Source organism: Lacimonas salitolerans, assembly GCF_042677865.1.
GTDB lineage: Bacteria > Pseudomonadota > Alphaproteobacteria > Rhodobacterales > Rhodobacteraceae > Lutimaribacter > Lutimaribacter salitolerans.
Map to the genome: position 1 here is coordinate 1 of NZ_JBHUDD010000010.1, position 4,520 is coordinate 4,520.

General features: G+C 66.0%; 2 protein-coding genes. Both read right to left on the reverse strand.

From position 1 onward, the window contains the following. Window positions 1-97: 97 nt before the first annotated feature. On the reverse strand, window positions 98-2,236 hold the full coding sequence (locus ACFTOW_RS01795) for a calcium-binding protein (RefSeq protein ID WP_379912479.1): 2,139 nt from the start codon (window positions 2,234-2,236) through the stop codon (window positions 98-100). A gap of 245 nt (window positions 2,237-2,481) precedes the next feature. Next, complete coding sequence (locus ACFTOW_RS01800; RefSeq protein WP_379912481.1) at window positions 2,482-4,437, reverse strand: calcium-binding protein; 1,956 nt, start codon at window positions 4,435-4,437, stop codon at window positions 2,482-2,484. Window positions 4,438-4,520 lie beyond the last annotated feature (83 nt).

Below are 4,520 nucleotides of genomic sequence, written 5' to 3' on the forward strand. Positions count from 1 at the left end.
TACCAGCAGGGCCAAGCTGTGCCGAAAAGCGCCGATCACCCCGCGTCATGCAGCCCCCGGCCTTTCGCATGCGAAAGGCCGGGAGGGAGGGGTGACCTCAGATGAACACCACCTCGTCCAGGATGGCCCCGGTGTTGGTGACGCCGGTGAAGGTCAGCGTGTCGCCAGTGCCGAAATCGAGGATCAGGAAGCCCTCGGCGGTGCGCCCGGCGTACTGGATCAGGTCGGTGGGCACCGGCGTGCCCCCGCCCAGCAGGTCGGCGTCGATATGGATGCTGTCGATGTTGTTCTGGAAGTCGGCGATCCGGTCCTGACCGTAGCCGACACCGAACACGAAGGTATCCGCCCCCAGGCCACCGACCAGCACATCATTGCCAGCCCCGCCGTCCAGCGTGTCGTTGCCCGAGTTGCCCTCAAGCCGGTCATCGCCGTCGCCACCGAACAGAACGTCGAACCCGCTGCCGCCATACATCAGGTCGTTGCCGGCGCCACCATCCAGCGTGTCGGCCCCGATCCCGCCTTCCAGCCGGTCGTTCCCGTCCCCGCCATAGAGTGCGTCATTTCCGGCATTGCCCTGCAGGCTGTCGTCGCCGTCCCCGCCATATAGCGTGTCGAACCCGTCGCCCCCGATCAGCGTGTCGTCACCCGCATCGCCATGCAACTCGTCGAACCCGATGCCACCGTTCAGCAGATCGTCGCCGTCACCACCATAGAGCACATCGTTGCCCGCATTGCCGAACAAAGTGTCATTGCCGCCATCGCCATAAAGCGTGTCGAAGCCGTTCAGGCCACGCACCACGTCATTGCCATCACCGCCATAGACCAGGTCAAAGCCGAAACCGGCGTTGATGTCGTCATCACCCGCCCCGCCGTACACCGTGTCATTGCCATTGCCCGCGCTGATCGTGTCATCGCCTGCGGTGCCGTCGATCACATCCGACCCGCCGGTGCCCGCCAGATCCTCGCCCGGCACGGGCTGGGGCGCGGGCGGCCCGTCCGAGACCGGCACGCCAAAGCCACGCGCCAGAAGCGTGCCGTCGATGATCAGCCCGGTGCCGTCACCGCGCAGCAGCGTGAAATTCTGCGACCCGGTCGCCCCGGCGTTGGCATCGGCCAGCGAGTAGCGATAGGTCAGGAACTCTTCGGGCCGGGCATCGGCCCCATAGATCTGGAACGCCATGGTCAGGAAATTGGAACTGCCGATGATGTTGTAGCCCACGATGAAGCCGCCATCCTCCAGCGCGTTCAGCGAAAAGAACGACTGCGCCGATCCCGAGCTTTGATCGGGGGCCTGGCGGATGGCGAAATCGGGCACCGCAACGCTGCCATCGGCATTCAGGATTACCGCGCGCAGCCGCGCGCTGACCTCGCCCTCGGGCAGGTCCGGTGGCGCGGAATCGGGCACCACCACGACGATCCGCCCATCGGCCAGCAGCGCCGCCTTGAGCGCGTCCTGCGGCGCAACCGAGCGCGAGGTGATATCCTCGAACACGGGGATCGGATCGCCAATCAGCCCGCCCGCCGCGTCATGGCGCTGTGCCGTCACGTTCAGGACATTGGTGACGGTAAAGCCGCTGACGCGCAGCTCGGTCCGGGCGTGCAGCGTCATGAAGCCTTCGTCGGTTTCCAGCACCGCCTGGCCGCCCGCATTGCGCCCGCTGTAGCTGTCGGGCGGCTCCTGGTCGGGCCCGCGCAGCACCTGCCCCTGATTGTCGATCAGGATCAGCCCCAGATCGCGCGGCGTGGCCAGCCCGCCCAGCCCCGCATAGCCTGCCGAGACCGCCAGCAGCCCGGTGCTGGTCTGGGTCGCGGCACTGTTGTCGGGGGTCAGCATGCCGGGCACGTCGATCGGGGTCGCGGCGCCCAGCGGCTGGCCGGTGCTCAGGCTGTATTGCCGCATGTAAGAGGCATTCTCATAATCGAAAGCATCCTGGTTCCAGCCCTGTTCGCTGAAGAACACCGTGATCACGTCGCCATCGCGCAGCGCGCCAAAGATATGCTGTTCCTCGACGATGCGCGAGCCGGTGACAAAGCGCGAGGGGTCCAGTTCCTGCGCGCCGATCAGCCGCGCGCCCGACAGGTCGTAGACGGCGAAATTCGCGCCAAGATAGCCGCGCGCCGGGAACACCCCCAGCACAAGGTCGCCGTCCAGGCGGAACACGCCGGTGGAACTGTAATCGACGCCATGGTCACGGTCGTCGCGGAAATTGATGGCAGGTCCGAATGTGAAGGTCATCCTGATTTTCCGTTGCAAAAGATATCGATAGGGAATGGCCGCAGTGCTCACGTCCCGTGATCGGCGATTCCGGCAGAAGTTATAAACACTCTTTCGGAGGCGACATCATCAGATTTGGTGATCAGGCTGCCAGGGCGACCAGGGGTATATGCGTGGCATCCACAGGGTCGCGCTCCGGTCCGTTCCGCAACGCATCGGAACGGACCGGGCTGCACAACAGGGCCTCGGCCCGCGCACCGGTATTTTCAGACGAACACCACCTCGTCCAGGATCGCACCGGTGTTGGTGACGCCGGTGAAGGTCAGCGTGTCGCCATTGCCGAAATCGAGGATCAGGAAGCCCTCGGCGGTACGCACGGCGTACTGGATCAGGTCGGCGGGCACCGGCGTGCCCCCACCCAGCAGGTCGGCGTCGAGATGGATCGCGTCGATGTTGTTCTGGAAATCGGCGATCCGGTCGGCACCATAGCCCACGCCGAACACAAAGGTATCCACCCCCAGGCCACCCTTGAGCACATCCGCCCCGGCGCCGCCATCCAGCGTGTCGTTGCCCGAGTTACCCTCAAGCCGGTCATCACCCGCACCGCCAAACAGCAGGTCGAACCCGTTGCCGCCGAACAGCAGATCATCTCCGCCATCGCCCTGCAGCGTGTCGGACCCGAGCCCGCCTTCCAGCCGGTCAGTGTCATCACCGCCAAAGATCAGGTCATTGCCGTTGTTGCCCTGCAGCGTATCCGCGCCTGTGCCGCCATTCAAAGTGTCGAACCCGTCGCGGCCCACGATCAGGTCATCGCCCGCATCGCCGTTCAGCAGGTCGAACCCCAGCCCGCCCTGTAGCTCGTCATCGCCGTCGCCGCCGTTCAGCACGTCATTGCCGGCATTGCCCTCAAGCGTGTCATGGCCCGCCCCGCCGTTCAGCGTGTCGAACCCGCCCAGCCCCAGGATCACGTCATCGCCCGCGCCGCCATCAAGGCTGTCGAAGCCGATGCCGCCGTTGATCCGGTCGTGGCCGGGGCCGCCGTCGATCGTGTCGTTGCCGCCGCCCCCCGACAGGGTGTCATTGCCGGCCCCGCCGAGGAGGCTGTCGGCGCCTCCCGTGCCGGTCTCGACCACCGGCGGGGTGGGGGGCTGGTTGATCGGGGCGGGCTGGCCCTCGATCACGGCGGTGAACTCGGTTTCCAGCCCGTCGATCATATAGGCAAAGCCGTTGGGAAAGATCGCACCGAAATGCGCATTCAGCGAGCGGCCCTCGGTCTGGTCCTCGAAGGTGGTGCTGCCGCCGACGGGAGTGCCATCCGCATCGTACTGCCGCACCACGGCCTCCTGCCGGTAGGGCGATCCGCCAAGGGTGTGATAGAGGATCGCATAGCCGCCATCCGACAGCGCAAAGATCCGACCGTCATATTGCGTGCCGCCGGTCAGGTCGGTGTTGACCACTTCGGGCCCGCGCAGCAGGCTGCCATCGGGGTTGAGCAGCGCCTGGAACAGCTCGGGGTCTGCATCGACGCCGTCCCGCCGGTTGGACCAGGTCACGACGATGGTACCGCTGTCCAGCGTCAGGGCGTGAACGCTGTCCTCGACCGCGCGGTTGAAGGCGACGTTGTCGGTGCCGCCGATGGTGAATTCCGCACCGATCTGGGTGGCGTCGCGGGAAAAGAGCCGGGCCAGGACATCGCGGCTGGCCTGGTCCTGATAGATCAGCAGCACGTTGTCCCCGGCCTGCGCCAGCGCGATCGACGCGGGCTGCGCGGGCAGGATGCCGAAAGACGGCTCGCCGGTCGGGGTGAAGCTGGCCGTGGCGCGGCTCTCTCCTGCGGTCAGGGTCAGCACGACCTGCGGCGCGGCACCGGGATTGCTCGACACCCCCGCCGAGGCCAGCATATCGCCCAGATCCAACAGCGGCGTCCGCGTGCCGTCCAGCGCGTTGACCGACGCGCTGTTGCCACCGGCGGTGATCGTCGGCCCGGACATGGCGGCGGGCGCCGCGTCCAGCCGCGTGCCGTCCGCCGAGAAATGGATCGTGTCGCGAAAGCTGGTGTTGGCACCCAGATTGGTCGCCAGGACCACCGGGTTCTCCCCGACGATGTTCAGCGCGAAGCTGCCATCCTCGGCCAGGACGACGCTTTTGACCGCAGAGTAATAGGGCAGCAGCGTGCCGAAATAGACGAAGCCCTGCAATTGCGCTTCGGTGGCATCGGTCACAGGCTGTGATGCGATCAGCAAATTGCCGGAATCGGGCTATTTCGCGGTTTGTGTGGGTGGTTTGGTTTCCGGTCATTTGCTTG

Coding starts and splice junctions, on each gene's coding strand:
- ACFTOW_RS01795 (WP_379912479.1), bottom strand. CDS start 2,236: ATGACCTTCACATTCGGACCTGCCATCAATTTCCGCGACGACCGTGAC.